Consider the following 25,230-nt stretch of genomic DNA (forward strand, 5'->3'; position numbering starts at 1 on the left):
CGGGACCCGGCCCGAGCGGGGTAACCTGCGGCGGTGAGCTCCAGTTCGGACGCCGCCCCCAGTTCGGACGCCGCCCCCGATCCGGGCGCCTCCCCCAATGGCACAGGCAGGTACGACGGCAAGTCGGGCTTCCTGGCGCGGCCGCTGTACGCCTACCTGATGGAGCACGGCTCCCCGCCTGACGGCGTCCTGAGTGACCTCGCGGCCGAGACCGCGGCGCTCGGGAGCGTCGCCCGGATGCAGATTCCCGCCGAGCAGGGCTCGCTGCTGACGATCCTGACCGCGGCCCTCGCGCCGTCCCGGGCGATCGAGATCGGCACGTTCACCGGCTACTCCGCGCTGAGCATCGCCCGCGGCCTGCCCGCGGGCGGCCGACTGCTGTGCCTCGACGTCAGCGAGCAGTGGACGTCCGTCGCCCGCCGGTACTGGGAGCGCGCCGGGGTGAGCGACCGCATCGAGCTGCGGCTGGGGCCCGCCGCCGACTCGCTGGCCGCGCTGCCGGCGGAGCCGGTTTTCGAGCTGGCCTTCATCGACGCCGACAAGACCTCCTACCCCACCTACTACGAGCTGCTGCTGCCCCGGATGAAGCCCAACGGCCTGATCATCGTCGACAACGTCCTGCAGTCCGGCCGGGTCCTCGACGCGGACGTGACGGAGCCGAGCGCCGTCGCCGTGCGCGCGTTCAACCGGATGGTGGCCGACGACCCCCGCGTCCAGGTGGTCATGCTCCCCGTCGCGGACGGCCTGACTATCGCCCGCAAGCTGCCGTAGCCCTACCGTTCCGGACGGCCGATCCGGACGTCGACCCCGGATGAGTAGTGCGCCAGTGGCTCGCCGGGCAGCGGCAGCAGGCCGGCGGCGCGGACGAGACCGTCGTCGATCTCCTCCGGGTGGGCCCGCCACAGCGGCCAGGGCTCGTGGTGGGCCCGCACCGCGCGGTGACTCGATCCGGTCGAGCTGAACACGATCCAGCGCGCCGTGAGGAAGTGGTCGAGCGGGCCGAGCTCGCCGGGCTGGTAGCGCGGGCCGAGCCGGATGCGCACCCGGCTCGAGGTACCCCGTGGGCCGGGCCAGCGGCGCCGGCACTCGTACCGGATCTCGCTCGGCCCGCCGGACGGCCCGCCGGTCTCGGTGAGCGTCATCGAGGCCCAGAGGTACGGCAGGCGGAAGCCGTTGCGCGCCACCAGCACCGCGCCGAGCCGGGCGGCCTCCAGGGAGAAGAACCAGATCCCGCGCCGGCCCCGCCGGTCCACGACGTAGGTCCGGACATTCGTCTCGCAGAAGTGGGACGCCCAGGGCACGGCGCGCCCGCCGGGCGTCGCGACGCGCATGTAGAAGGGCACCAGACTCACCCAGGCCCGGTCGTCGTAGGTGTCGGCGGCGAGTTCGGGGGGCAGCAGCCGGCCGACGGCCTCGGGATCGACGGGCCAGTGCACGAACGTGAGCCGCTCCCAGCGCTGCGTCATCGTGGGCCGGTCGACGGTGAACGGGCAGCTGGGCTCGACGACAGGCCGGTCCGACCAGTCGCGCCCATCCGGCAGGCCGGGATGATCCGGACACATACCGACATCGTCGCACCAGGTGGCTCAGGTCGCACCGGATGTCTCATCGGGCCCGAACGGGGACCGGCCCCAGACCCGCGCCCCGACCCCGTGTCAGCGGGACGCTCCGTCTCACCAGGACGCCCCGGTTCCACCGGGACGCTCCGGCCCACTGCGGTCCGGCCCACCGCGCTCCGGCCCATCGGGGTCCGGCCCATCGAGAAGCCCGGCCTCACCGAGAGTCTCGGGCTCTTCGAGGAACTCCGACTCCTCCGAGTCGGAGTCCGGCGAGCCGGGGCCGGACGCGCGCGGCCAGGAGCCGTCCGGCCGGGAGGTGCCCGGCCCGGATGCGCCCCTGGGAGCGCCCGGCGAGGCGAATCCACCGGCCGCGCCGGGCCACCAGCCGCCGGGCCACCAGCCCCCGGGCCAGCCGGGGCCGGGCGCCCCACCGTCACCGGGCCGGCGACCGCTCGGCCAGCCACCGCTCGGCCAGCCACCACCGGGCCAACCGCCGTCCGGCCAGCCGCCGTCAGACCAGGCGCGGGCGGCAGGCCACGGTGGGTCCGGCCAACCGCGGAGCGCCCAGGGCGGGCCGACGAAGCCGGGCGGAGGCTGACGCCAGTACTGCTCGCGGCGGCGGCGCATCCACCAGAACCCGCCGATGAGGAGCGCGCCGGCCAGGGCGGTCAGCGAGATACCCGACAGCCCGGTGAACGGCAGTTCACCCCCGGCCTGGCCCTTCCCGGTCCCGCCCGGCCCACCGCCCGGCCCACCGGGCGTCCCACCCGCCGCACCGCCGGCAGCGGGAGCCGGGGACTCGGCCGGGGCCGCGCCGGCGGACGCCGCCGGGGGCCGCCGTTCGGACGCCACGGCCGCCTCGTCCGCGGCCGCCGCCTCCTCGGCCGCCACCTCCTCCTCGGCCGCCAGCTCGTCGCCCGCGAGATCGCCCAGGGTCAGGCCGCCCAGTCGCGGGATGGAGCCGCGGTCGGAGACCACCGTGGCTCTCTGCTGGCTCTGGAGAAGCTGCAGGAGCGCGATGACCTCCCCCAGCGTCAGCCCGGAGGGCGTGGTGGACGTGGTGGCCGAGCTACCGCTGTCCTTCGGGGGCCTGTGTCCGCCGTGCCCGTAGTCGGAGCTGTCGGCGTCATCGTCCGCCCCCGTCGGGGATCCGACCACGAGAACCGTCGCGGTGAGGGTGAGCGGGGACGTCCCCGCGGCCGGGACCCCTGTGGCCCCGGCCGCCGCCGGCACGCCGGTGGCCGGGAGCGGGACCGCGCCCGGGGCGGCGACCGGAGCCGCGGCCGGCGGGGCACCGGTGCCGGTCGCGGTGAGCAGCTTCGTCCCCAGCGACATGAAGCTGACCGGGACCGCGATCCTCCCCGCGGCGTCCGCCGTGGTCGCGTCCGACGGGACGCCGTTGGCCGCGATCTCGACGAGCGTGCCCGGCGCGAAGCCGCACCCGCCGAAGGTGGTGCTCTCGCCGACCAGCAGGCGCGAGTGGCCCACCCGACCCGAGCCGCACCCGGGAGCGGTCAGCGCCGCCACCGTCCTCCCGGCGGGAACGGGCAGGGGAACGGCGCCGGGAGCGGACACGCCGCCGGCGGGGCCGGCCGTGAGGACAGGCCCCCTGGCAGCTGTGGGGACACCGGGGGCCGCGGGACCCGTCGCGGCCCCCGCGGCCCCCGCGAGCAGGACCTCCACCGTCACGATCAGTAGCAGGAAGACGGCCAGGACCGCACCCATCGCAACCATCCGCCTACCGGACGGGACGGCTTCCAGACACGCAGGCACACTCATCGACGACCCCCACCGTCGCGGCTGGCGGCCTAGCCGTCGACAACCGGCAGCCTAGGAGCGACTACTCTCCGTGTCCATAACCTGCTGAGGCCCCGAAGGGACGGCGGGTAGCCGGCCCCGGCGCGCGGTGACCAGCAGGCGCCCGGCGCCCAGCCGGTAGGGCGTGCCGTCCGGATCGGAGTGGCGTCCGATGTCGGTGAAGCCCGCCGCGCCCAGCAGGTCACCGATATGCCCGCACGTGTAGACGTGATGGACGGCGGCGGTGTCCAGCACGTCGTCACCGCGGGTGAACCGGTATCTGCTGAGCATCCGGCTGCGGGCCACGTCGTAGTCGACCGTCGCCTCCGTCGTGATGTCACCGGTCCGCATGACGCGCGCCTCGCCGGTGAAGCCGGGCAGGACGGACTCCGCCGTCGCGCCGAAGTCGAGGACGAGGCCCCCGCCGGGGCGCACCGCCGCGGCGAGGGAACGGACGAACTCCGCGGTCTGCGCGGGGGTGAGGTAGCCGAAACTGTTACCGAGGCACACCGCCGCGTCGAAGGAGCCCGACGGGGCGATCTCCCGCATGTCCCCGAGAACGAACTCGACGGCAGTGCCCGTGGCCGCGGCGGCGCGGCGGGCGTGCTCGATCGCCTCCGCCGACAGGTCCACGCCGGTCACCCGGTGGCCGCGCTCCGCCAGCGCGAGGCTGTGCCGGCCGCTTCCGCACGGGACGTCGATGATCCGCGACCCCGGCGCGAGCCCGAGGCGCGTCTCGACGAAGTCGACGTCGGCGGCGGTCATCTCCGGCGTCGCCGCGCGGCGCCAGAACTCGTTCGGCAGTTCGGTGAAGAACTCGGTGAACCACTCGGGCGAGGGTTCGCCGGTCTGGTCGGTGAGCTGAGTGGAGGAAGAAGAAACAGAAGAATGTGCGGACAACGCCGAGATCTCCTTGCTGGTGCTCTGCAGGGTGACGACATATGTCACCGGGCACCAGGAGTCACGCGCCGCGTCCCGCGGTCAGCGCTGAGCGCCACCGCGCCGGGTCGACGGGTGACCTCCGGAAGCCCGGGACTGTTCCCGGGCAGCCATGGCTTCCTCCACTGTCGGCGCCGGCTGTGTGTTTCCGGCGCTGCCGCGGTCACTGTAGGCCAGCCCGTCACGAACCGTCAAAGTTATTTTCCGGCCGGCGGCGCGCGGTGTCGGAACACCCGCCTGGTCGGCACACCCTCGCCGGGTGTCGGCGGGATCGGCTACAGCGCCAGCCACAGCCGAGCGCCAATACGGTCAGAGCTTCGGGAACTGGCGGTCTGCCTGCTCGCCGGGCTCCAGCAGCCCGGCGGCCGCGCCGACGATCCGCTCGTCGGGGCGGCCGATGACCGACTCGTCCCGGCCGGGGTAGTCCAGCCGGGAAAGGACGTACCGCATCGCCTCGAGCCGGGCCCGCTTCTTGTCGTTGCTCTTGATGACCGTCCACGGGGCCTCGGGGATGTCGGTGTAGAAGAACATCGATTCCTTGGCCTCGGTGTAGTCGTCCCACCGGTCGAGCGCCGCGAGGTCGACCGGGCTGAGCTTCCACTGCCGCACCGGGTCGATCTGACGGATGAGGAACCGCGTCTGCTGCTCCCGGCGGGAGACCGAGAACCACAGTTTGACGAGGTGAATGCCGCTGCGGACGAGCATCCGCTCCAGCTCGGGCGCCTGGCGGAGGAACTCCCGGTACTCCTCCGGGGAGCAGAAGCCCATCACCCGCTCGACCCCGGCCCGGTTGTACCAGGAGCGGTCGAACATGACGATCTCGCCGGCGGTGGGCAGGTGGGCGATGTACCGCTGGAAGTACCAGGTCCCGCGCTCGGTCTCGGTCGGCTTCTCCAACGCGACGACCCGGGCGCCGCGCGGGTTGAGATGTTCGGTGAACCGCTTGATGGTGCCGCCCTTGCCGGCCGCGTCGCGCCCCTCGAAGACGAGGACGAGCCGCTGCCCGGTGTCCTTCACCCAGTACTGCAGCTTCAGCAGCTCGATCTGCAGCAGCCGCTTGTCCCGCTCGTACTCGTCGCGGGAGAGCCGCTGCGCGTACGGGTAGTTCTCCCGCCAGGTGTCGATGGTCGTCCCGTCGGGCCGGAGCAGGATCGCGTCGTCGGCGTCCTCCTCGACGACCGTCAGCGAGCGGACGTCCGCGCCCAGGTACTCGACCGGGAGCACGCCGGGCGGCGCCTCGGCGGCGGCACGCAGACCAGGAGTCGCGGTGGTCAGGTCACTCATGGCAGCCTCCGGTGGCGGTAGCGGGCCGTCGTCGGATACGGCACGTCCCGGGCCGCTTGCCTGCCGGGCGGCCTGTCTGCCGGGCGGCCTGTCTGCCGGGCGGCATCGCCTCCCGGTCGGCGTTGTCTCCCGGTCCGCCTTGTCCGCGACGTACCCGCTCCGGGGGTGCGGCAGGCCGGGAGATCCCGCGGCGCCCCGGCCGTCCTCCCCGATCCCACCACCGACCTGGCCGGACGGACCGCGCCGAGCTGGGTGTTCATCATCTGTTCCCCAGATGAACACAAGTCGACCCGCCCGGGAGCCAGATCCGCGGGCCGATGCCCGGGGATGGGACCGCGCTACCCTCTATTTGACCAGTGTTCAAATGGCGAGCGGAGGTCGGATCACCGTGCAGCGACAGAAGGAACTGGACCTGACCGGCAAAGTCGTGATCATCACGGGGGCCAGCCGGGGCGTCGGCCGGCAGGCAGCCCAGACGTTCGCCCGCCGCGGCGCGAACCTGGTCCTGGCCGCACGAACGGTCGAGCCGGACAGAACCCTGCCCGGCGCCCTGAACGAGACACTGACGCAGATCGAGAACACGGGCGCCAGCGCGATCGCCGTGCAGACCGACTTAGCCAGCGAGGCGGATCTCCAGCACCTGGTCGACGCCGCCGTCGAGCGGTTCGGTGGCGTCGACGTGCTCATCAACAACGCGGCGGCCACCACCGGCGACATCTGGTCCAAAAGATTCCTGGAGCTGACACGCGAGGACTGGCTGTACCAGTTCGACGTCAACCTCCACGCGCCCTTCACCCTCATACAGTCAGTGACACCGATCATGGAACGTCGCGGCGGCGGGCGCATCCTCAACCTCAGCACCGGCAGCGGTGAGGTCTTCCGCCAGCCCGAGGAGCTCCCCAAGCTCGAGAACATCGGCGAGTTCAGCCTCGCCGTGCCCGGCTACTACTCCAGCAAGCGAGCACTCGACCGGCTCGGCAACGTCCTCGCCCCCGAGCTCGCCCGGAAGGGCATCGCCGTGATCGGCATGCACCCGGGCCTGGTGGCCACCGAGCTCGTCGCCATCCGCGTCAAGGAGGCCGGCCTCGACGACAGCGTGGCCGTGCCGATGGACGTCCCCGCCCGCATGCTCGCCTACTTCGCCTCGTGCGCCGAGCCCATGGAATACACCGGACGCCTGTTCTGGGCCGAACGTGAACTCAAGGAGCTCGGGATCGACCTGGACGACCAGCCCACGACCACCACCTGAACCGGAGCGACGGGACGGCCGGGGCGCCCGGGTCACCGCTACCAAAGGGAAGATCATGAATCTGGAGAAGTACGGGCCGTGGGCGCTGGTCGTCGGCGGCTCGGAGGGCATCGGTGAGAGCTACGCCCGAAAGCTGGCCGCCCAGGGATTCAGACTGGTCCTCACGGCCCGCAAGACCGGTCCTTTACAGGTGCTCGCTGATGACCTGCGCGCGGGCGGCGCGGAGGTACGCATCCTGTCCGTCGACCTGAGCGAGCCGGACGCCCTGGAGCGGACACGGACCGTGACCGACGACATCGAGGTCGGCCTGCTCATCTACAACGCCGGCGCCAACAGCGTCCGCGGTGATTTCGTCGGGTTGGATCCCGCGGTCTACCGGTCGGTCATAGCCGTCAACGTGCTCGGTCAGGCCGAGTTCGCGCGGCACTACGGCGGCCTCATGTGCGCGCGCAAGCGCGGGGGGATCATCCTGTCCGGCTCGGGCGCCAGCTTCATGGGCGCGCCGTCCCTGGCCGCCTACTGCGGGTCGAAGGCCTTCAGTCGCATTTTCAGCGAAGCGCTGTGGATCGAGTGCGAACAGTACGGAGTCGACGTACTGCACCTCAGCATCGGCTTCACGGCCACTCCGGCGATGGCCCGGCTGGGTTATCCCCTCGACGCCGCTCAGGCGCCCGACGAAGCCGCCCAGGAAGCCCTGGACAACATCGCCAATGGTCCGCTGTGGATCGCGGGCGGACAGTCGTCTCTCGAGACCGCGGTGAACCGGTCCACGGTTCCGGGGCGAGCCGAGGCAGTTCGGGCGTTCGCCACCCCGGGACGGTTCTGACGCCGCTCGAGCCCGGCGGGCGTGGGCCCCGTGGCCGGCGGCGGTGACGGTGTGGTCGCCAGCGATCCGCCGCCGGTCAGCACGGGTGCCGTCAGCGGCCGCGGTCAGCCCGCACGGTCAGCAAATGCGGTCAGCGGGTTTCCGGCGGCGCGGCCGAGCGCGGCGAGACCGGCGGTCACCAGGTGCCGCAGGAGTTCGGGACGGCGCCCGGGGCGGCGGGCGAGGAACTCCGCGGGCGGCAGCACGACCCGGCCCGCCGACTCGTGCGTGCGCTCCCAGGGAGCGAGCTCGGTGACCATCGCGGCCCGGACCACCATGTACGTCAGATCATCCGGACCGAACAGGTCAGACTGGATGACCTCGACGGGCACCAGCGCGCCGAGCCTGATCCGGGCCTCCTCCCAGGCCTCCCGGCGCACGGTCTGCTCGACGGACGTCTCGTCGGCCCGGACGTGCCCACCGGGCAGGTCGAGGCCGCGGGCCAGATCCGCGAGTACCAGCCCGCCCTCCGGCGTCACCGCGACGACGCTCGCGCTGGTGACGGCGGCGAACGGCGGATCCACCGCCGACCCCAGGAACGTAAAGGTCACCCCGGCCTTCGGCCGGCCCGCCGTCGACCGCCGATCGGCCGCACCGGTGCTCACGACCGACCCGCCGACCGGCTCACCGGTCGAACCCCCGGCCGAACCGCCGGCCGAACCGCCGGCCGAACCGCCGGCCGAACCGCCGGCCGAACCGCCGGCCGAACCGCCCACACCGTGATCATCAGACCTCCCGAGGCGACCTGAGTTCAATCGCGCGATTTGTATCCGCGACGGAGCCTACAAAACCCGCCTGGTCTGCTGTTACGCTGCCGCCACCTGAATGACGACCTCGAGTGGGTACTCAGGAGGCACGGTTCAGAAATGGCAGACATCCAGCGTGCGGCCGGGATTTCCAACCTCGATGCCGACACCGGAGACGCGAGACCGGCTCCCCGCCGGAAAACACTCAGCAGCCCCTACCTGCACCGCCTCCAGCGCCGCCATTTCCTGCTGTTCGACATCATCCCGATTCTTGGCACCATCGCCGCGCTCGGATTCCTCACCGTGCACCCGTTCGGCTTCACCGAGCTCGGGCTGCTGGCGTCGATGTGGCTGCTGACCGGGCTCGGTGTCACCGTCGGATATCACCGGCTGTTCACCCATCGGACGTTCAGGACAACGCGCGGCGTCTCGGCCGTGCTAGCGGTTCTGGGCTCGATGGCCGGCCAGGGCGGGATGGTCTCCTGGGTCGCCCTGCACCGGCGGCACCACGAGTGCAGCGACCGCACCGGCGATCCGCACTCCCCCAATCTCGCCGGCGGCGGGCTGCGCGGCCGGCTCCACGGGCTGGCGCACTCCCATTTCCTGTGGATGCGCCGCCACGAATACCCCAACATCGCCCACTACGCTCCCGACCTGCTGAGAGACCGCGCGCTGGCCCGGATCGGGCGGCGCTACGACTACTGGGTCCTCCTGGGCCTGCTGATCCCGACGCTCGTCGGCGGCCTGGTCTACTGGAGCTGGGCCGGGGCGGTGAGCGGGTTCCTCTGGGGCGGCCTGGTGCGGATCTTCGTCCTCGAGCACATCATCTGGTCGATCAACTCCTTTCTGCACATGTTCGGCACCCGGGCTTTCGACTCCCGGGAGAACAGCAGGAACGGCGGTGTCTTCGGGCTGCTGACCCTGGGCGAGTCGTGGCACCACAACCACCATGCCTTTCCGGAATCCCCCTCCTTCGGCCTGGCCTGGTACCACCTGGACCCGGGGTACTGGCTCATCAGGACCCTCGCGGCGTGCGGCCTCGCCTGGGACCTCAAGGTTCCGTCCACGGAACGCATAGCCGCACGAAGAGTGCCGAGAACCGCCGGGACGGCGACCGGCCCGGCGACATAGGGAGCGGACACAAGTGGAGGGGATACAAATGGAGGGGACACCAATGGAGTCGACACAGCCGGAAATCGCGGGATGGTGCCGGGAGTACCTGGCCGGACTTCTCGAGGTCCCCGCGGGAACCCTCGATCTGGACGCCGACTTCGATCGGCTGGGCATCGATTCGGCCCTGGCGGTATCCCTGCTCACCGAGGTCGAGGACCGTTACGGCGTCGAGCTCGCCGCCGAGGAGCTTTTCGCCAATCCCAGCCTGAACGCCGTCGCGGCACGCCTGCACGAGCAGCGACAGGCGCAACGGCAGGTGACCTGATCGTGACGCTGACCGACGAGAATGACCGGAGGGCAGAGGCAGCCGAGGCGGCTGCCGCCGTCCGCCATCACTACGACGTGGGAAACGAGTTCTTCGCACTCTGGCTGGACCGGTCTCTCACCTACTCGTGCGCCATCCGGGCGGCGGCGGACGACACCCTGGAGGCCGCCCAGGAGCGCAAGCTGCGGTTCCATCTCGACGCGATCGACGCGGGCCGCGCGCGGAGCGTGCTGGACATCGGCTGCGGCTGGGGCTCGATCCTGGAGCGGCTGTCCGGTGAGCGTGGGGTGGCGCGGTCGGTCGGCCTCACCCTCAGCGAGGAGCAGGCGGCCCACGTGCGCTCCCGCGGCCACCCCGGTGTGGACGTCCGCACCGAGGACTGGCTGCACTACTCCCCCGAGGACCGCTTCGACGGGATCATCTCGATCGGCGCGTTCGAGCATTTCGCCAGGCCCGAGGACTCGCCGGCCGAGAAGGTCCGGCGCTACCACGAGTTCTTCACCCGGACGAGGTCCTGGCTGAACGACGGGGGCGCGCTGTCGTTGCAGACGATCGCCTACGCGAACATGTCCGGCGCCGAGGCGAGCCGCTTCATGCAGCAGGAGATCTTCCCGAACGCGGAGCTGCCCACCCTGACCGAGATCGTGACCGCGGCCGAGGGCGTCTTCGAGATCCAGTCGGTGCACAACGGCCGGCTCGACTACGCCTGGACGTGCGAGCGGTGGGCCCGCCGCCTGCGCGCGCGGCGCGCGGAGGCGGGCCGGCTGGTGGGGCCCGAGGTGGTCGCCCGGTACGAGCGCTACCTGAAGCTGTCCTCCGTCGGCTTCCGGATGGGGAAGATCTGCCTGCTCAGGATCGTGCTGCGCCCTTTCCGGGACCGCTACTTCGCGGCCGGGGAGGTGCCGAGGGGATGACCCCGCGGGCACACGAAGCCGCCGTCGACGAAGCCGCGGCCACCGTTGGCGGAGCCGCCGCCGGCAGGGCCTCCGGCGGGGGCGCCGCCGGCGGAGGGCGGGCGGCGATCCGCTTCAACCCCTTCGGCGCGGAGTTCCGCCGCGACCCCTATCCGCTGTACCGACGGATGCGCGAGGCACAGCCCGTCCACCGCACGATGGGCATGTGGGTCCTGACCCGGCACGCCGACGTGCAGGGCGTCCTGCGGGACCGCACGTTCAGCGCCGGGCTCATCCCCCAGTTGGTCAGCCGGCGGGCCGGCCAGCTGGCCCGGGCGAACGTCGACCGGGTGGTGCGGCTCGGCGAGAAGTCCCTGGTGTTCACCGACAACCCGGACCACGCGCGGCTGCGCGGGCTGGTGAACCGGGTGTTCACCGCCACCGAGGTGGCCGCGCTGCGCCCCCGCGTCGAGGAGGTCGCCGGTGGCCTGGTGCGGCGCGCCCTGGCCGCCGGCGGCATGGACGCCATCGCCGACCTCGCGGCGCCGCTGCCCGTCACGGTCATGTGCGACTGGATGGCGCTGCCGGACGGCCTGCGCGCGCAGGTCGGCCCGTGGACGCACGACATCCGGTTCCTGCTCGAACCCGGGCTGATGCGGGCCGGCGACTTCGAGCACGTGTGCGACGTCGTCGAGACGTTCGCGCGGGCTCTGGACGGGGTCGTCGCCGAGCGCCGGCAGCGGCCCGGCGGCGACCTGATCAGCCGCCTGCTCGCGGCCCGCACGGCCGGCGGGGACGCACTCACCCCCGAGGAACTGATCTTCGTCTGCATCATGTGCTTCGTCGCGGGCAACGAGACCACGAAGTCGCTGCTGGGCAATGGTCTCCTCGCGCTGCTGCGGCACCCCGACCAGGCGGCCCGCCTGCACCGCGCGCCCGAGCTGGCCGGCGACGCCGTCACCGAGGCGCTGCGCTACGACAGCCCGCTGCAGATGACCAAGCGCGTCGCGACCCGCGACATGGATGTCGACGGCCGGCGGATCCGGGCCGGCGACCAGGTGCTGCTGTGTCTCGGCGCCGCGAACCGCGACCCGGCCGTGTTCGACCGGCCGGACGAGTTCGACGTCACCCGCGCACCGAAGGCCCACCTGGCCTTCGGCCACGGCATGCACGGCTGCCTCGGCGGTCTCCTCGCCGAGATGCAGGCCCAGGTCGTCTTCGAGTGCCTCTTCGGAGCGACCACCAGCATCGAGCCGCGGACCGACCAGCTCGAGTGGCAGGACCACAGCTCCATCGTCCGGGGGCTGCGGCACCTCCCGGTGACTCTGCACGCCGCCGGCACCGTTCTCCCCCGCGCCCTCCCCCACGCCGCCGGTGCCGCCCGCCCCGCCGGCGCGGCATCCCCGGAGGCGTCCCGGTGACGACCGTCGGGACGTCCAGCCGGTGACGCGGGCCCGGTCCACCAGCGCACAGCGAGCGCGGCGAGAGGGGATGGCGGTGCGACGGACGACGACGCCCGGTACAGCGGCGGTGCGGCCGGGAACGCTGCTTCCCGACGTCCTGCGTGGGCGTGCCGCGCTCGAACCGGAGCGGACGGCGTACGTCTTCGTGAACGAGCGTGCGGAGGAGACCGGCCGCCTGACCTACGGCGGGTTGCACGCCCGCGCGCTGGCCGTGGCCGGTGAGCTGTCCCGGGCCTGCGAACCCGGTGACCGGGCGCTGCTGGTGTTCCCGCAGTGCCTGGACTTCGTCGTCGCGTACCTCGGCTGTCTGTACGCGCGGGTGGTCGCGGTGCCCGTCCACCCGCCGCACCGGGACGGTGTCCAGGACTCCACCCGCCGGATCGTGGACAACTGCGAGCCGGCCGCGGTTCTCACGCTCGAGGCGATGGCCCGCGAGCTCCGGGCCGCCCTGACCTCGCCGCGCGGCGCGATGTCCTGGATCCCCGTCGACCGGATCCCCGCCGGCCCGGCTCCCACGGGCATCCACACCGCGGGCATCCACACCGTGGACGTCCACGCCGCGGGCCTCGACCCCACGGACGTCGAGCCCATGGACCTCGATCCCGCCGACATCGCGTTCCTGCAGTACACGTCGGGCTCGACGTCGGACCCCAAGGGGGTCATGGTCTCCCACGGGAACCTCGCCGCCAACCAGGAGATGATCCGGCGGGCCTTCGGGCACGACCGCGACTCGACGGTGGTCGGCTGGGCTCCGTTCTTCCACGACCAGGGCCTGATCGGCAACGTGCTGCAGCCGCTGTACGCCGGGGCCACCTGCGTCCTGATGTCCCCGACCGCCTTCGTCCGGTGGCCGATGCTGTGGCTGTCGCTGATCTCCCGGTACCGCGCGCACACCAGCGGCGGCCCGAACTTCGCCTTCGAGGCCTGCGTGGCCCGCGCTGCCCGGGGCGGGGTGCCCGATCTCGATCTCAGCTGCTGGAAGGTCGCCTTCAACGGCGCGGAGCCCGTCCGCCACGACACCCTGCGACGCTTCGCCGAGACGTTCGCGCCGCACGGGTTCGACGAGCGGGCGCTCTACCCGTGCTACGGCCTCGCCGAGGCGACGCTGCTGGTGACCGGCAGCGAGAAGGGCCGCGGGGCGCGGGTGATCGAGGCGGCCACCGAGGACCTGCGTGAGGGCCGCTACACGCCGGTGCCCGCGGGCCGCGGCAGCACCCTGGTCGGTTCCGGGGTCCTCCCCCGGGACGGCGCGCTGCGGATCGTGGACCCGCGGACGGGACGATCTCTCCCACCGGACCGGATCGGGGAGATCTGGGTGGCCGGGGACCATGTCGCGCGGGGCTACTGGGACCGCCCGCGGGAGAGCACCGAGACCTTCCACGCCGAGCACGCCGACGATCCTGGCCGCGGCTACCTGCGCACGGGGGACCTCGGCCTGGTGGTCGACGACGAGCTGTTCGTCGTGGGACGACTGAAGGACCTCGTGATCATCCGGGGTCGGAACTACTACCCCCAGGACCTCGAGCACACCGCGCAGTCCGCGCATCCCGCGCTGCGGCCGGGCGGGTGTGCCGCGTTCTCCGTTCCGGGTGCCGACCGGGAGAGGCTCGTCATCGTCCAGGAGGTCAGGGGCGAGTTCCGGCGGCGGGCCGACCCGGGTGAGGTCGCCGGGGCCATCCGGGCCGCGGTGGTGCGTGAGCACCAGGTCTCCGTCGGGGATCTCGTGCTGACGCTGCCGGGCCGGCTCCAGAAGACGACCAGCGGAAAGATCATGCGAGCCGCGGCCCGACGCCGCTACCTGCGGGACGCCTTCGACCGCTGGACGCCGTCGACCAGCCCGTCCACCGACCCGGCCACCGGCCCGTCTCCCAGCACCGACAACCCGCGCGAGAGGACCTGAAATGGACTCGCCACGAGCGCCGAACCCCGATTTCGAGCGGGCCGTGACGGACGCGGTCCTGAGCATGCCGGCAGCCCGGCACCTCGGCTTCCAGGTCGGCAGGCTGGCGCCGGGCGAGGCCGAGCTCGTCCAGCCGTACCGTGCGGAGCTGACCCAGCATGACGGGTTCGTCCAGGGCGGCGTGCTGGGAGCGCTGGCGGACTTCGCCGGCGGGTGCGCGGCCGGCACGCTGCTGCCGGCCGGCTGGGCCAACATGACCATCGACTACACGGTCAAGATCGTGGCCCCCGCGCGCGGGGAGCGGATCGTCGCGCGCGGGCGCGTCATCAAGGCGGGGCCGACCATCAGCGTCGCCGCCGCCGACGTCTACAGCTCGACCGCCCGCGGCCGGGAGGTCGAGACGCTGTGCGCGACCGCATTCGTCACTCTGCGCAACATCAGGGTCCCCGACCCGAGGAGGGGCGCCGACCGGTGACCGACACCCGAACCCCGCGGGCCACCAGCGGGCAGTACGTCTTCAATCCGTTCGCCGACGGCTTCGCCGAGGACCCCTACCCGCGCTATGCCCAGCTGCGCGAAAACGCGCCGGCTCACCGGCACCCGCTGGGATTCTGGATTATCTCCCGGTACGAGGATGTGGCGAGAATCCAGCGCTCCGGGCATTCCGTCGACGAACGGCACATCACCGAGCTTCCGGAGTGGAAAAGCGAGTCGCGGACCCTGGGCAAGCAGAACCGGCTCATGCACGGCCTGTCCATGCTCGACCAGGATCCACCGAACCACACCAGGCTGCGCCGGCTGGTGACGAAGGCGTTCACCCGGCGCGCCGTCGACGCGCTCGAAGGGCGGATCGAACGCATCGTCGACGACGCTCTCGACCGGATGGCCGAGGCGGGCCGGGTCGACCTCGTCGCGGAGCTGGCCTTCCCGCTCCCGTTCACCGTGATCTCCGAGCTGCTGGGCATCCCGGTGATGGAGCACGGCAGGCTCCGCGAGCTGACCGGGACGATGGTGCGGGCCCTCGAGCCGCTGCCCGACCCGGGGCTGCAGGCCGAGATCCGGGCGGCGAACGACGAGGTGGCCGCCATCATGCGCACGGTGACCGACTGGAAACGTGACAACCCCGGCGACGACCTGCTGACCGCGCTCATCGGCGCGGAGCACGACGGTGACGTCCTCAGCGCGGAGGAGCTGGTCGCGCAGGTCATGCTGCTGTACGTCGCCGGCCACGAGACGACGGTGAACCTCGTCGCGGGCGGGATCCTCACGCTGCTGCGCCACCCCGACCAGATGCGCCGGCTGCGCGACGAGCCCGAGCTCGCCGGGAACGCGGTGGAGGAGCTGCTGCGCTACGACAGCCCGGTGCACCTGATGCGGCGGATCACCCTGGAGCCGCTGTCCGTGCGTGGCACGGAGATCCCGCCCGGCGTGTTCGTGACGGTGTGTCTCGCGGCGGCCAACCGGGATCCCGACTTCTGGGGCCCGGACGCCGACGAGGTCCGCCTCGACCGCGCCGACGCGCACCGGCACGTGTCCTTCGGCGCCGGGATCCACCACTGTGTGGGCGCGGCGCTGGCCCGGTTGGAGGCCCGGGTGGCCATCTCCCGCTTCGTCGGGCGATTCCCCGCGCCGGTGCTCGAGGACGTCCGCTGGAACGGCCGGATCAACGTCCGCGGCCCGGCCTCGCTGACGGTCGCCGTCCGGTAACGGCGTCTCGGGCCGGCGGCGTTCCGGGCCGCCGCCGGCGTCACGGGCCGGCGGCGCCCTGGAACGGTGGGATCACGCCCCGGCGACGAACCCGCGCAGCAGGCCGGTGATGACGTCGGGCTGCTCCAACGGGCTGGTGTGTCCGCAGTCGGCGACGACCTCGAGCCGGGCGCCGGGGATACGGGCCGCCATCCGCTCGGCCCGTTCGGGCGGGGTGGCCACGTCGTCGGCGCCGACGACGACGAGCGTGGGCACCGCGATGCCGGGGATCTCGTGGTCGACGGGCGGGCGGTCGGCCACCCCGAGCACCGCCTTGCGCAGGGCGGAGCGGTCGACTCGGCCAAGCCGGCCGGCCCACTCCGCGACGACGGGCCGGCCGTCCGGGTCCGCGAGGAAGGAGGGGCCGAACATGGTCGGACGGACCCGGCCGAGGACCGGCCGGACGCCGACCAGCCGAGCCACCAGGGCCAGGCGCCGGTAGGCACCGGCCTCGGTCGGCTCCTCGGCATCGGCGCTCGAGTCGAGCAGCGTCAGCGACCGCAGCAGCTCGCCGTGGCGGGCCGCGATCCGCAGGCCGACGAAGCCGCCCATGGACAGTCCCACCCAGTGCACGGGCGCGAGGCCGAGCCGCTGGATCACGGCGACCGCGTCGGCGGTGAGGGTGTCCATGTCGTACCCGCCGGGGGTCGGCGGTGTGTCACCCTGGCCGCGCCAGTCAAGGGTGACGCAGCGGTAGTGCTCGCGCAGCGCCGCGACCTGCGCGCGGAACACCCAGCCGCCGAACAGCAGGCCGTGCCCGAACACAATCGTCGGCGCATCCGGCCGACCTGCTGGAGAACCGGTATCTCCATAAGAGATCGACACGCCCCGGACATCGATGGTCGACACAGCGCTCCGCTCCTTCTTGAGATCTTGTCCCACGCCAGGAAGCGGGCACCCAGGCTACCCGCCCCGATATTCTCCACGACATCCGAAAAACATTCAGTTAATATACGGAAAAATAAGATCGAAAAGATTAGGATATTTCCCGCAAAGCGATTCCGGTAAGCGTTCCCGGTAACCCCGAAGTGACGTCCTGGTCGGAGGTGGCCGATCCCGCGCGCCGCCCGGCGCGAGCGACATCCTCGACCCGGAGTGCGCCGGCCGGGTCTCCGCCATCGGCGCGGCCACCGACGCGGGCGGGCCGGCCGTCGGCGACGAGGTGTGTGCCCTGCTGACCGGTGGTGGGTACGCGGCCCGCGTCAACGTTCCGGCGACGCCGGCACCGGAACACCGAACACCGAACACCGTCCCGTCGTCCGAAAGCCGTACCCATCGACGGATCGTGAAGTACTCTTGCGGCAAACCTCGCTATCCGGCTATTGTCACTGACGGCTATTGTCACTGACAATTGGCGGTCAGATGATTTGGCGGTCAGATGATGGAATCCCGCACTCGGATCGTCTTATCCGAGCGAGGCTGACATGGTGACGCGCGACGCCTCGGCCCTGGACCCTCGACGGATCCGCGAGCTGTTCGATCTCCGTAGTGAGGTGTACGCCGCCCGCGGCGGGGCGTTCGAGGGCGACATCTACCCGGAGTTCCACCGGCTGCGCGAGACCGGCCCGGTGCACCCCGGCATCGTCGGTCCTCTGGTCGGATTCCACGGCGACGCGTTCTTCCCGGGCCTGCCCTATCCGGAGCTGCCGCACTTCTCTGTCTTCGACTACGCCACCTGCCAGGCGGTGCTTCGGGACACTGGGACCTTCGCCTCGGCGCCGGCCATCCCGGGCTTCGAGAACGAGCGGAGCGAGACTGTTCTGCTCTTCATGGACGGCGCGCGGCACCGCCGCTACCGGGCGCTCGTCCAGCCGTCGTTCGTGCCCAAGCAGGCTGGCTGGTGGATCGACCGGTGGATCAGATCCACCGTGCACATGCTCATCGACACCTTCGAGGCCGCCGGCCGGGCCGACCTCAACGTCGAGTTCTGTGCCGCCATTCCGCTGCTCACCATCTGCGGCAGCTTCGGTGTCGGCGCCGCCGACGCGTTGCGCATAAAGGCGGCGGCGACCTCGGACGGGCGCAGCCCCGACGCGTTCGTCGACATCGTGATGCCCATCGTCGCGGCTCGTCGCCGTGATCCGCAGGACGACCTGATCAGCGTTCTCGCGCAGGCGGAAATCACGGATGAGGACGGCGAGCGCCACACCCTCGCCGACGAGGAGATCCTGGGATTCGCGTTTCTGCTGCTGACCGCCGGCTCCGGTTCGACGTGGAAGCAGATGGGCATCACGCTCCTCACCCTGCTGACCCGTCCCACCTGGCTGGAAGCCGTACGCGCGGACCGCGCGCTCCTGCGCCCGGCAATCGACGAGGCCATCCGCTGGACGCCCACGGACCCGATGTTCTCGCGTTTCGCGAGAGTGGACACGACGCTGCGTGAGGTCGCGATCCCCGCCGGGTCGGTCGTACATCTGTGCTTCGGCGCGGCCAACCGCGATCCCGCGCGCTGGGAGCGTCCGGACGAGTTCGATCCCACCCGCCCGGCGGGTCCGCATCTCGGCTTCGGTGGCGGACCGCACATCTGCCTGGGCATGCACGTGGCCCGCGCGGAGATCCACACCGCGGTCTCCGCGCTGCTCGACCGCCTACCCGGTCTGCGCCTCGATTCTCATGCCGAGACCCCGCGCGTCATCGGGATGTACGAGCGGGGACCGTCCGCCGTGCCGGTGGTGTGGCGATAGGAGCCTACGTCCTCGTCGCCCGGCCGGACGGCACGAACGCCGTCCGGCCGCGGCACGGCGTGACCCGCACTCAGGCGGTGGGATCGTCGATGCGCCGGCCGGTGGTCGCGTCGAACAGGTGGAGATGCGCGGCCGCGACCCTGGTCCGCACCCGGTCGCCGACGGCCGGCTGGTCGACGCCCGCCCGGACGGCCACCGCCCAGCGGCCGAGCTCCCCGGCGCAGTGCACGACGACGGCGTCGCCGGTGAACTCGACGACGTCGACCACGCCGTCGGCGTGCAGCCCCGGCCCGGTCGGCTCGCCACCGGCGGCCGCTCCGGCGTCCGGCAGCCGCTCGAGGACCCCGTCCCCGGGACGCCACCCGAGCCGGGCCTCGGCCGGCAGCCCGTCGCCGGGGATCACCACGCGCAGGCCGGGCGCGGTCAGCTCGGTCCCGGCGGGATGCGTGCCCGCCCGCACGTCGTGCAGGTTCATCGCCGGGCTGCCGACGAAGCCGGCGACGAAGGTGTCCGCCGGGCGCCGGTAGACCTCACCGGGCGTGCCGGACTGGACGACCTTCCCGCCGTTCATCACCACCAGGTTCGTGCCCATCGACAGTGCCTCGAGCTGGTCGTGCGTCACCAGGACCACGGTGTTGCCGAGTTCCCGGTGCAGCCGGACGAGCTCGGCGCGCGCGTGCTGGCGCAGCTGGGCGTCCAGGGCGGACAGCGGCTCGTCGAGCAGCAGCACCGAGGGGCGACGGACGACCGCGCGGGCCAGTCCGACGCGCTGGCGCTCGCCGCCGGAGAGCTGAGCCGGCCGGCGTCCGCGCAGCTTCTCCAGGCCCAGCATCGCGCACGCCTCGGCGACCCGGCGGGCGATGTCGGCCTTGCTCGGCCCGTTGCGCCGGTCGTGGCGGGCCTCGAGCCGCAGGCTGAACGAGATGTTCTGCTCGACGGTCAGGTGCGGGTAGAGCGCGAAGTCCTGGAAGACCATCGAGACCCCGCGCCGTCCCGGCGCGACGTCCGTGACGTCCACACCGCCGATCACGACCCGGCCCGTGTCCGGGGTCTCCAGGCCGGCGACGACCCGCAGCCCGGTGGACTTGCCGCAGCCCGACGGCCCGACGAGCACGGTGAACGAGCGGTGCGGGACCTGCAGTCGCGGCACGTCGAGGACGGTCTGGCGGCCGTAGCGCTTCGTGACGCCGTCGAGCAGGACTCCGGCGCCGTCCGGGGTGAGGTCATTCGCGGTGCCGCCGTCCGTGGTGACGCCGGCAGTCATCGGGGGGGTCTCAGTCGTCAACTGGCTACCGCAATCCGGCCTGGAGGAAGGCGTCGGCTATCCGCCGGGACGCCAGGACATACGCGGCGGCGACCGGGAGCGTCGCGAGCATCGCCGCGGCGAGCATCGGGCCGTGCTCGGGCCCCTCTGTGGTCTCGAAGAGCTGGAGCCCCATCTGGATCGTGGTGTGCTCCGGACTGGGCGCGGCCAGCGAGGGCCACAGGTACTCGTTCCACGTCGTGATGAACACGACGATCCCGACCGCGCCGAGGGCGGGGCGCAGCAGCGGCAGCACGATCTGCCGCAGCGTCTCGCCGTGCGTCGCGCCGTCAAGAGTGGCGGCGGCGATCAGCGTCGGCGGTATCGCCCGGATGTGCTCGCGCAGCAGCAGGACGGCGAGCGCGCAGGTCGCGAGCTGCGGGACGATCAGGCCGACGAAGCTGTCCCGCAGGTCCAGCCGGGTGATCATCAGGAAGTGCGGGATGATCAGCGACTGCGGGGGGACGACGAGGGCGACCGTGACCAGGCCCAGCACCAGCCGCTGGCCCCGGTGGGCGAAGCGCACGAACGACCAGGCCGCGAGCACCCCGGCGACCAGGTGCAGCAGGGTCACGCCGATCGCGGTGACGAAGGTGTTGACCAGCAGCCGCCAGAGCGGGAACTCCCGCAGGGCGTACCGGTAGTTGTCCAGCGTGCCCGGGAACGGCAGCGGGTTCGCGTTGTAGATGTCGGTGCCGGGCTTGAACGACGCGGACAGCGCCCACAGCAGCGGGAACAGCATGACGAACGCGGCCAGCAGCAGCACCGCGTGCCGGCCCACCGTCGCGCCCCGGCCACCGGACAGGGCGCGGCTTCCGGTCAGTGCGCGGCTACCCGAGGGCACGGCGCCTCCTCAGCAGGGTCGACAGTCCGAACAGCGCGGTGAGGATCAGCACGATCAGGACCGCGGCGGCGGCTCCCGTCCCGGCGTCGAAGAAGGTGAACGCGTAGGTGTACAGGCGGTAGTAGATGTTGTCGGTGCTGGCGTCCGGGCCGCCCTGGGTCAGCACGGCGACGTTGGTGAAGGTCCACTGGCCCGCGAAGACCACGCAGAGAAACGACAGCAGGACGGTCGTGTTGACCAGCTGGGGGACCACCAGATGCCGGGTGATCTCCCACTCGGTGGCGCCGTCGATGCGGGCGGCGTCGAACGCGCGGCGGTCGAGCGCGGCCAGCGCCGCGCCGTACAGCAGGATGTTCAGCGCGACGAACCGGCTGGACGTGATCAGCGAGATCGCCCAGATGGCGGTGTCGGGATCGCCGAGCCAGTCCTGCTCGGGCAGGCCGACGGCGCCGAAGACGTGGTTCGCCACGCCGCCGAGCGGGTCGAGCACGAACCGCCAGGACAGCGCCGTCGCGACCGGGGCCAGGACGACCGGCAGGAACAGCAGCGACCGGTAGTTGTCGCTGGCCCGCCCGGGCCGCTTCCACAGCATGATCGCCAGCGCCATGGGGACGATCGTGGCGAACGGCAGCAGCGCCAGGACGTAGAGCCCTGTCCGCGCGAGCGCGTGCGGGAACTCCGGTTCCTCCACCAGGCGGCGGTAGTTGTCCACGCCGACGAACGTCCTGTCCGGCGACACCAGGTCCCAGTCCAGGAGGCTGAGCACCATGGTGAACACCAGCGGGCCGTACACGAAGACGAGCAGGGAGATCAGGACCGGGGCCTGGTAGGCCCAGGGCGTCAGTCGGGCGCGGACGGCGGCGGCGGGGACACGCCTGTTCGCGTGCCCCCGCGCGTCGAGCGTCGAGGCGCCGGCCTCGAGGGTGGTCATCGTCAGGCGCTGAGCTTCCGGATCTTCTCGGCGACCGAGGTGAGCGTCGGCCCCGGGTCCGCGCCCCGCAGCACGATCGGTTCGACCGCCTCGTCCTGCAGCGCGACGACCGCCTGGTTCGCCTTCGTGCCGCGGAAGGCGGTGTACGGCGCGACGGTGTCGAGCTGCTCCAGCGACGGGGCGAGGAGCTTCACGATCGCCGAGTCCTCCAGCTTGGTGGCGACGGACTCGCGCAGCGGCAGGTAGCCGATCTTGGAGGTGATGATCTCGAAGCCGGCGTCGCTCGTGACGAACTTGATGAACTCCCAGGCCGCCCGCTTGTGGACGTCGTCCTTGGCCAGCACCGCGAGACCCGCGCCCGAGTAGGTGGGCCGGGCGGGCTTCGAGCCGAAGGTCGGGAAGCCTGCGGTCCGCAGCTCGAACTTGCCGGTGGCGGCCTTCATCGCGCTGGCGAGGACGGAGGTGCTGGTGACGAGCATGCCGAGTTTGCCGGTGGTGAAGGCGGCCAGCGCCGTCTCGGTGTTCACCGCGGGCATCGCCCCGGACTTGACCAGGTCCTGGATCCCCGTGAGTGCGCCGACCGCCGCCGGCTTGTCGAGGGTGACCTCGCCGTTGGCGTCGACCAGGCTGCCGCCGTTGCCGTTCACCACGGACTGGGTGAGGAAGTCGGACTTCGCGGAGTCCACGACACCGTAGTAGACGCCCTCGGACCCGGTGCCCTTGATGGCCAGCCCGGCCTTCTTGACCTCCTCGATCGTCGTCGGCGGCTTGGCCGGGTCGAGCCCGGCGGCCCGGAAGAGGTCGGCGTTGTAGTAGAGGACCGGGATCGACATGGTGTAAGGCATCGCCTTCACCTGGTCGTCGACCGAGACGGCCGAGAGGATGCTCTTCGACATCCCGGCGACGTGCTCGTCCCACTCCGCCGTCGGCGGGATCTCCTGGACGGGCACGATCGGCAGGGCCTGCACGGCCTCGGCCATCTTGCTCCAGCCGATCTGCGCGACGTCCGGCGGGCTGCCCGCGGCGGTGTCGGTGCGCAGCCGGGTCAGGACGTCCTTGGTCGCCACGCCCTGCGGCTCGATGGTGATGTTGGGGTGGGCCTTCTCGAACGCGTCGATGAGGGCCTGCGTCCCCGTGCCGCCCAGCCCGGGGGTGCCGTAGTTGTAGGAGAGGAACTTGATGGTGACCTTGGTCGCGCTGTCCAGCGGGGCCAGCGCCCCCGCGGCGTTCTCGGTGCCCGAGTCGCCGTCGCTGCTGCCACACGCCGCCGCGGCGAACACCGAAACCGCGGCGAGCAATGCGGGAATCAGCCGCCGACCACGCACGCGCCCTGTCCGGCCTGTCATACTGTTACCTTTCCGAGGTTCGTGCACACCCGTGTCACCGATGTGCGTGAGGCCAGCGCAACGCACTGGTGGAATCGTCGGGGAGAACCGTGCCGGCCCGCCTTCCGATCCGCGTCCGGCGGCGGGATGTCACCGCGATTCCCGAGGTCCAGGTGGAGCATGACGGCCGGTCCCCCCGAGCAGGCAGGCAGGCGGACCCCTGGGAACGGAACCAATGCCCGTTCCCCCGCCCCCTGCGCACCGGACCCGAATCGGGCTGTTCGGGCCGCCGCGAGCAATCGTGCTACCGCGGATTCCCGATCGCAAACGTAACTTCGAATCCGATCATCACGTATTCCAATCGGCGTCGGCCTCTAAACCATCCGGCCAATACGCCGATAAACGTCGGATGAACAAACCGGGTCGATTTGATGACAGCCGCCAGCCGCCAGCCGCGGGCGGCTGGCGGCTGGCGGCTGGCTCGGTTACTACGCGGACCTGGCAGGCTGACGGGATGGCAGGTCGGGACACGGCGCCGGACGAGGTGGCGCCCGCGGTCGCCGCCGCCCGGCTGGCCGCGCAGGGGCTCGCGGGCACGGCGTGGTGCACGGCCGTCGACACGGTGGCGCATCTCCTCGCGGTTCAGGCGCAGGACCCGCGCGGCATGCGGCTGGCGATCAGATCACGGGTGGCCGGCTCCCACGCCGCCGACGTCGACGAGGCCCTGACCACCGACCGCTCGCTCGTCGTCACCTGGCTGAACCGGGGGACGCTGCACCTCGTCCGGGCCGAGGACTACTGGTGGCTGCACCCGCTGACCGCCCCGCGGATGCAGGCCCAGATCCGGCGTCGGTTCACCGAGGAGGGCGTCTCCCCCGCCCAGGCCGAGAGGGGCGTCTCGGTCGTCGAGCGGGCGCTGGCCGCCGACGGGCCGCTGGGCCGCGACGCGCTGCGCGAGCGTCTCCGCGGTGCCGGCGTACCGGTGGACGGGCAGGCGCTGATCTACATCCTCATCGAGGCGTCGGTGCGCGGCCTGGTCGTGCGCGGCCCGGTGGCCGGCGGCGAGCAGGCTTACGTGCTCGTCCGCGACTGGCTGGGCCCGCCGCCGGAGCCCCGCGAGCGCGACGACACGCTGGCCGAGCTGGCCCGGCGGTACCTGGCGGGCCACGGCCCGGCCACCGACCGCGATCTCGCCCGCTGGGCCGGGCTGCCCCTGGGCGACGCCCGCCGCGGGCTGGCCGCGATCGCCGCGGACCTGGCCGACCGCGACGACGGCCGCGCGCAGCTTCGGTGCCCACCTGGCCTCGGGCCGGCAGCCCCCGCGGCCGGCCCGGCCGGGGCAGGCGCGGCGGCCGTGGCGGGCGTAGCGGGCGGTGACGGCGCCACCGATGTGGCCGGCGCAGGCCGGATGCCGCCACCGAGGCTGCTCGGTCAGTTCGACCCGGTCCTGCTTGGCTGGGAGTCGCGGGACTGGATCGTCGGGCCGCACCGCGGCATCGTCACGTCCAACGGCATCTTCCGCCCGTTCGCCCTGGTCGACGGCCGGGCGGCCGGCACGTGGGCCGTCCGCGCCGGGCGGGTCGAGCTGACTGCCTTCGCCCCGCTCTCCCCTGCCGTCACCCAGGCGCTGCGTTCCGAGGCCGCCGACGTCGAACGGTTCCTGCGCCCGGCCGGCCAACAGGCTTCCGTCAGCTCCCGGCGCCCATGACGAGGCAGGTGCTGCTCGCGGTGGCCACGACTCGGCCCTGCGCGTCGCGGACGTCGCCCTCCGCGAATGCCGCCCGGCGGCCGGGACGGGTGACCCATCCGTGCACGGTCAGTGTGTTCACCCGGCCGGGGAGAACCTGGACAGGGCGGACGTAGTTGACCTTGATCTCAAGAGAGGTGTACGCGACACCGACCGCCAGTGTCGTGTGCACCGCGCAGCCCGCCGCGGTGTCGAGAAGGGTGCAGACGAGACCGCCGTGGACGAGCCCGATCGGGTTGTACGCGGACTCGTCCGGCTCACAGGTGAAGACCACGTCGCCGACCTCCGCCGTGACCGGGCGGAAGTCGAAGACTCGTGAGATCGGCGGAGGCGGGACGGTGCCGTCGACCATCGCCCGCAGGAACTCCAGGCCGGACATGGTCAGGCTCGACCGCGCGCTGGCGGCCGGGTCGTACCAGGTCACGGTCTTGCGGCGCAGGTCGCCCCACCTGGGGTCCGCGCCCGGCGGCGCGGCGACGGGCTCCGCCGGTGCACCGGCGGACCGGGGTGCGGGCTC

The 25,230-nt window shown here is 72.1% G+C and carries 23 protein-coding genes; 12 read left to right on the forward strand and 11 right to left on the reverse strand.

Going from position 1 to position 25,230, the window contains the following annotated elements; genetic code table 11:
• The first annotated feature begins 33 nt into the window (after positions 1-33).
• The gene (locus E0504_RS25850) at positions 34-771 is read left to right on the forward strand and encodes an O-methyltransferase (RefSeq protein WP_112105758.1); all 738 of its coding nucleotides are present in this window, start codon (positions 34-36) and stop codon (positions 769-771) included.
• A gap of 2 nt (positions 772-773) precedes the next feature.
• Here the strand turns inward: E0504_RS25850 and E0504_RS25855 are convergent, their stop codons facing one another.
• From E0504_RS25855 to ppk2, 4 genes are all read right to left on the reverse strand, one after another.
• On the reverse strand, positions 774-1,562 hold the full coding sequence (locus E0504_RS25855; protein ID WP_131626005.1) for a YqjF family protein: 789 nt from the start codon (positions 1,560-1,562) through the stop codon (positions 774-776).
• Positions 1,563-1,673: 111 nt separating this feature from the next.
• A complete protein-coding gene (locus E0504_RS53540; RefSeq protein WP_131626006.1) occupies positions 1,674-3,284 on the reverse strand; it encodes a hypothetical protein in 1,611 nt (536 codons plus the stop codon).
• A gap of 105 nt (positions 3,285-3,389) precedes the next feature.
• A complete protein-coding gene (locus E0504_RS25865) occupies positions 3,390-4,304 on the reverse strand; it encodes a cyclopropane-fatty-acyl-phospholipid synthase family protein (RefSeq protein WP_112108595.1) in 915 nt (304 codons plus the stop codon).
• Positions 4,305-4,604: 300 nt separating this feature from the next.
• Positions 4,605-5,579 carry a polyphosphate kinase 2 gene (gene ppk2 / locus E0504_RS25870; RefSeq protein WP_112108596.1) on the reverse strand — a complete coding sequence of 325 codons (975 nt, stop codon included), beginning with the start codon at positions 5,577-5,579 and terminating at the stop codon, positions 4,605-4,607.
• 388 nt (positions 5,580-5,967) lie between these two features.
• Between ppk2 and E0504_RS25875 the strand changes: the two genes are divergently transcribed.
• Together E0504_RS25875 and E0504_RS25880 are read left to right on the forward strand one after the other, a co-directional pair.
• The gene (locus E0504_RS25875; protein WP_165938607.1) at positions 5,968-6,828 is read left to right on the forward strand and encodes an SDR family NAD(P)-dependent oxidoreductase; all 861 of its coding nucleotides are present in this window, start codon (positions 5,968-5,970) and stop codon (positions 6,826-6,828) included.
• Positions 6,829-6,883: 55 nt separating this feature from the next.
• Positions 6,884-7,654 carry an SDR family oxidoreductase gene (locus E0504_RS25880; protein ID WP_071067016.1) on the forward strand — a complete coding sequence of 257 codons (771 nt, stop codon included), beginning with the start codon at positions 6,884-6,886 and terminating at the stop codon, positions 7,652-7,654.
• Positions 7,655-7,758: 104 nt separating this feature from the next.
• Here the strand turns inward: E0504_RS25880 and E0504_RS25885 are convergent, their stop codons facing one another.
• Positions 7,759-8,409 carry an NUDIX hydrolase gene (locus tag E0504_RS25885; protein WP_243657617.1) on the reverse strand — a complete coding sequence of 217 codons (651 nt, stop codon included), beginning with the start codon at positions 8,407-8,409 and terminating at the stop codon, positions 7,759-7,761.
• A 150-nt stretch (positions 8,410-8,559) separates the two neighbouring features.
• Between E0504_RS25885 and E0504_RS25890 the strand changes: the two genes are divergently transcribed.
• The 7 genes from E0504_RS25890 to E0504_RS25920 all read left to right on the forward strand — a co-directional run bounded on the left by E0504_RS25890 (position 8,560) and on the right by E0504_RS25920 (position 15,840).
• The gene (locus E0504_RS25890) at positions 8,560-9,570 is read left to right on the forward strand and encodes an acyl-CoA desaturase (RefSeq protein ID WP_200835459.1); all 1,011 of its coding nucleotides are present in this window, start codon (positions 8,560-8,562) and stop codon (positions 9,568-9,570) included.
• Between the two features lie 43 nt (positions 9,571-9,613).
• Positions 9,614-9,877: an acyl carrier protein gene (locus E0504_RS25895; protein WP_071067018.1), complete on the forward strand. Its 264-nt coding sequence runs from the start codon at positions 9,614-9,616 to the stop codon at positions 9,875-9,877.
• A gap of 2 nt (positions 9,878-9,879) precedes the next feature.
• Entirely contained in the window at positions 9,880-10,791 is a 912-nt protein-coding gene (locus E0504_RS25900) for a cyclopropane-fatty-acyl-phospholipid synthase family protein (protein ID WP_112108598.1), read from the forward strand.
• Positions 10,788-12,191 carry a cytochrome P450 gene (locus E0504_RS25905; RefSeq protein ID WP_243657618.1) on the forward strand — a complete coding sequence of 468 codons (1,404 nt, stop codon included), beginning with the start codon at positions 10,788-10,790 and terminating at the stop codon, positions 12,189-12,191. The genes E0504_RS25900 and E0504_RS25905 overlap by 4 nt, the downstream gene beginning before the upstream one ends.
• Before the next feature lie 76 nt (positions 12,192-12,267).
• Positions 12,268-14,133, forward strand: a complete 1,866-nt coding sequence (locus tag E0504_RS25910; protein ID WP_243657619.1) for a fatty acyl-AMP ligase — start codon at positions 12,268-12,270, stop codon at positions 14,131-14,133.
• Between the two features lies 1 nt (position 14,134).
• Positions 14,135-14,608 carry a PaaI family thioesterase gene (locus tag E0504_RS25915; RefSeq protein WP_112107874.1) on the forward strand — a complete coding sequence of 158 codons (474 nt, stop codon included), beginning with the start codon at positions 14,135-14,137 and terminating at the stop codon, positions 14,606-14,608.
• Positions 14,605-15,840, forward strand: coding sequence for a cytochrome P450 (locus tag E0504_RS25920; RefSeq protein WP_112107875.1), 1,236 nt, complete (start codon positions 14,605-14,607; stop codon positions 15,838-15,840). Before E0504_RS25915 ends, E0504_RS25920 begins: the two co-directional genes overlap by 4 nt.
• A gap of 72 nt (positions 15,841-15,912) precedes the next feature.
• On the opposite strand, the gene E0504_RS25925 is transcribed toward E0504_RS25920, so the two are convergent.
• Positions 15,913-16,728 carry an alpha/beta fold hydrolase gene (locus E0504_RS25925; protein WP_112107876.1) on the reverse strand — a complete coding sequence of 272 codons (816 nt, stop codon included), beginning with the start codon at positions 16,726-16,728 and terminating at the stop codon, positions 15,913-15,915.
• Between the two features lie 575 nt (positions 16,729-17,303).
• Between E0504_RS25925 and E0504_RS25935 the strand changes: the two genes are divergently transcribed.
• Positions 17,304-18,563, forward strand: a complete 1,260-nt coding sequence (locus tag E0504_RS25935) for a cytochrome P450 (RefSeq protein ID WP_112107877.1) — start codon at positions 17,304-17,306, stop codon at positions 18,561-18,563.
• Positions 18,564-18,633: 70 nt separating this feature from the next.
• Here the strand turns inward: E0504_RS25935 and E0504_RS25940 are convergent, their stop codons facing one another.
• From E0504_RS25940 to E0504_RS25955, 4 genes are read right to left on the reverse strand one after another with little or no spacing between them, the layout of a single operon-like run.
• The gene (locus tag E0504_RS25940) at positions 18,634-19,848 is read right to left on the reverse strand and encodes an ABC transporter ATP-binding protein (RefSeq protein ID WP_243657620.1); all 1,215 of its coding nucleotides are present in this window, start codon (positions 19,846-19,848) and stop codon (positions 18,634-18,636) included.
• A gap of 4 nt (positions 19,849-19,852) precedes the next feature.
• Positions 19,853-20,710: a carbohydrate ABC transporter permease gene (locus E0504_RS25945; RefSeq protein WP_071067025.1), complete on the reverse strand. Its 858-nt coding sequence runs from the start codon at positions 20,708-20,710 to the stop codon at positions 19,853-19,855.
• A complete protein-coding gene (locus E0504_RS25950) occupies positions 20,697-21,641 on the reverse strand; it encodes a carbohydrate ABC transporter permease (RefSeq protein WP_071067026.1) in 945 nt (314 codons plus the stop codon). The genes E0504_RS25945 and E0504_RS25950 overlap by 14 nt, the downstream gene beginning before the upstream one ends.
• 2 nt (positions 21,642-21,643) lie before the next feature.
• Entirely contained in the window at positions 21,644-22,987 is a 1,344-nt protein-coding gene (locus tag E0504_RS25955) for an ABC transporter substrate-binding protein (RefSeq protein WP_112107880.1), read from the reverse strand.
• A 493-nt stretch (positions 22,988-23,480) separates the two neighbouring features.
• Here E0504_RS25955 and E0504_RS25960 point away from each other — a divergent pair, with 493 nt between their 5' ends.
• Positions 23,481-24,674 (forward strand): winged helix DNA-binding domain-containing protein, encoded by a 1,194-nt coding sequence (locus tag E0504_RS25960; RefSeq protein ID WP_112107881.1) that lies wholly within the window; start codon positions 23,481-23,483, stop codon positions 24,672-24,674.
• Here E0504_RS25960 and E0504_RS25965 read toward each other — a convergent pair.
• Positions 24,655-25,137, reverse strand: coding sequence for a PaaI family thioesterase (locus E0504_RS25965; RefSeq protein ID WP_071067033.1), 483 nt, complete (start codon positions 25,135-25,137; stop codon positions 24,655-24,657). The genes E0504_RS25960 and E0504_RS25965 overlap by 20 nt on opposite strands.
• Between the last annotated feature and the right edge of the window lie 93 nt (positions 25,138-25,230).

Source organism: Parafrankia sp. BMG5.11 (genome assembly GCF_004337455.1).

Excerpts from the sequence above, each read along its gene's own strand:
- E0504_RS25880 (WP_071067016.1), top strand. The coding sequence starts at position 6,884 with ATGAATCTGGAGAAGTACGGGCCGTGGGCGCTGGTCGTCGGCGGCTCG.
- E0504_RS25855 (WP_131626005.1), bottom strand. The coding sequence starts at position 1,562 with ATGTGTCCGGATCATCCCGGCCTGCCGGATGGGCGCGACTGGTCGGAC.
- E0504_RS25935 (WP_112107877.1), top strand. The coding sequence starts at position 17,304 with ATGGTGACGCGCGACGCCTCGGCCCTGGACCCTCGACGGATCCGCGAG.
- E0504_RS53540 (WP_131626006.1), bottom strand. The coding sequence starts at position 3,284 with ATGGGTGCGGTCCTGGCCGTCTTCCTGCTACTGATCGTGACGGTGGAG.
- ppk2 (WP_112108596.1), bottom strand. The coding sequence starts at position 5,579 with ATGAGTGACCTGACCACCGCGACTCCTGGTCTGCGTGCCGCCGCCGAG.
- E0504_RS25895 (WP_071067018.1), top strand. The coding sequence starts at position 9,614 with ATGGAGTCGACACAGCCGGAAATCGCGGGATGGTGCCGGGAGTACCTG.
- E0504_RS25890 (WP_200835459.1), top strand. The coding sequence starts at position 8,560 with ATGGCAGACATCCAGCGTGCGGCCGGGATTTCCAACCTCGATGCCGAC.
- E0504_RS25915 (WP_112107874.1), top strand. The coding sequence starts at position 14,135 with ATGGACTCGCCACGAGCGCCGAACCCCGATTTCGAGCGGGCCGTGACG.
- E0504_RS25905 (WP_243657618.1), top strand. The coding sequence starts at position 10,788 with ATGACCCCGCGGGCACACGAAGCCGCCGTCGACGAAGCCGCGGCCACC.
- E0504_RS25955 (WP_112107880.1), bottom strand. The coding sequence starts at position 22,987 with ATGACAGGCCGGACAGGGCGCGTGCGTGGTCGGCGGCTGATTCCCGCA.
- E0504_RS25960 (WP_112107881.1), top strand. The coding sequence starts at position 23,481 with ATGGCAGGTCGGGACACGGCGCCGGACGAGGTGGCGCCCGCGGTCGCC.
- E0504_RS25950 (WP_071067026.1), bottom strand. The coding sequence starts at position 21,641 with ATGACCACCCTCGAGGCCGGCGCCTCGACGCTCGACGCGCGGGGGCAC.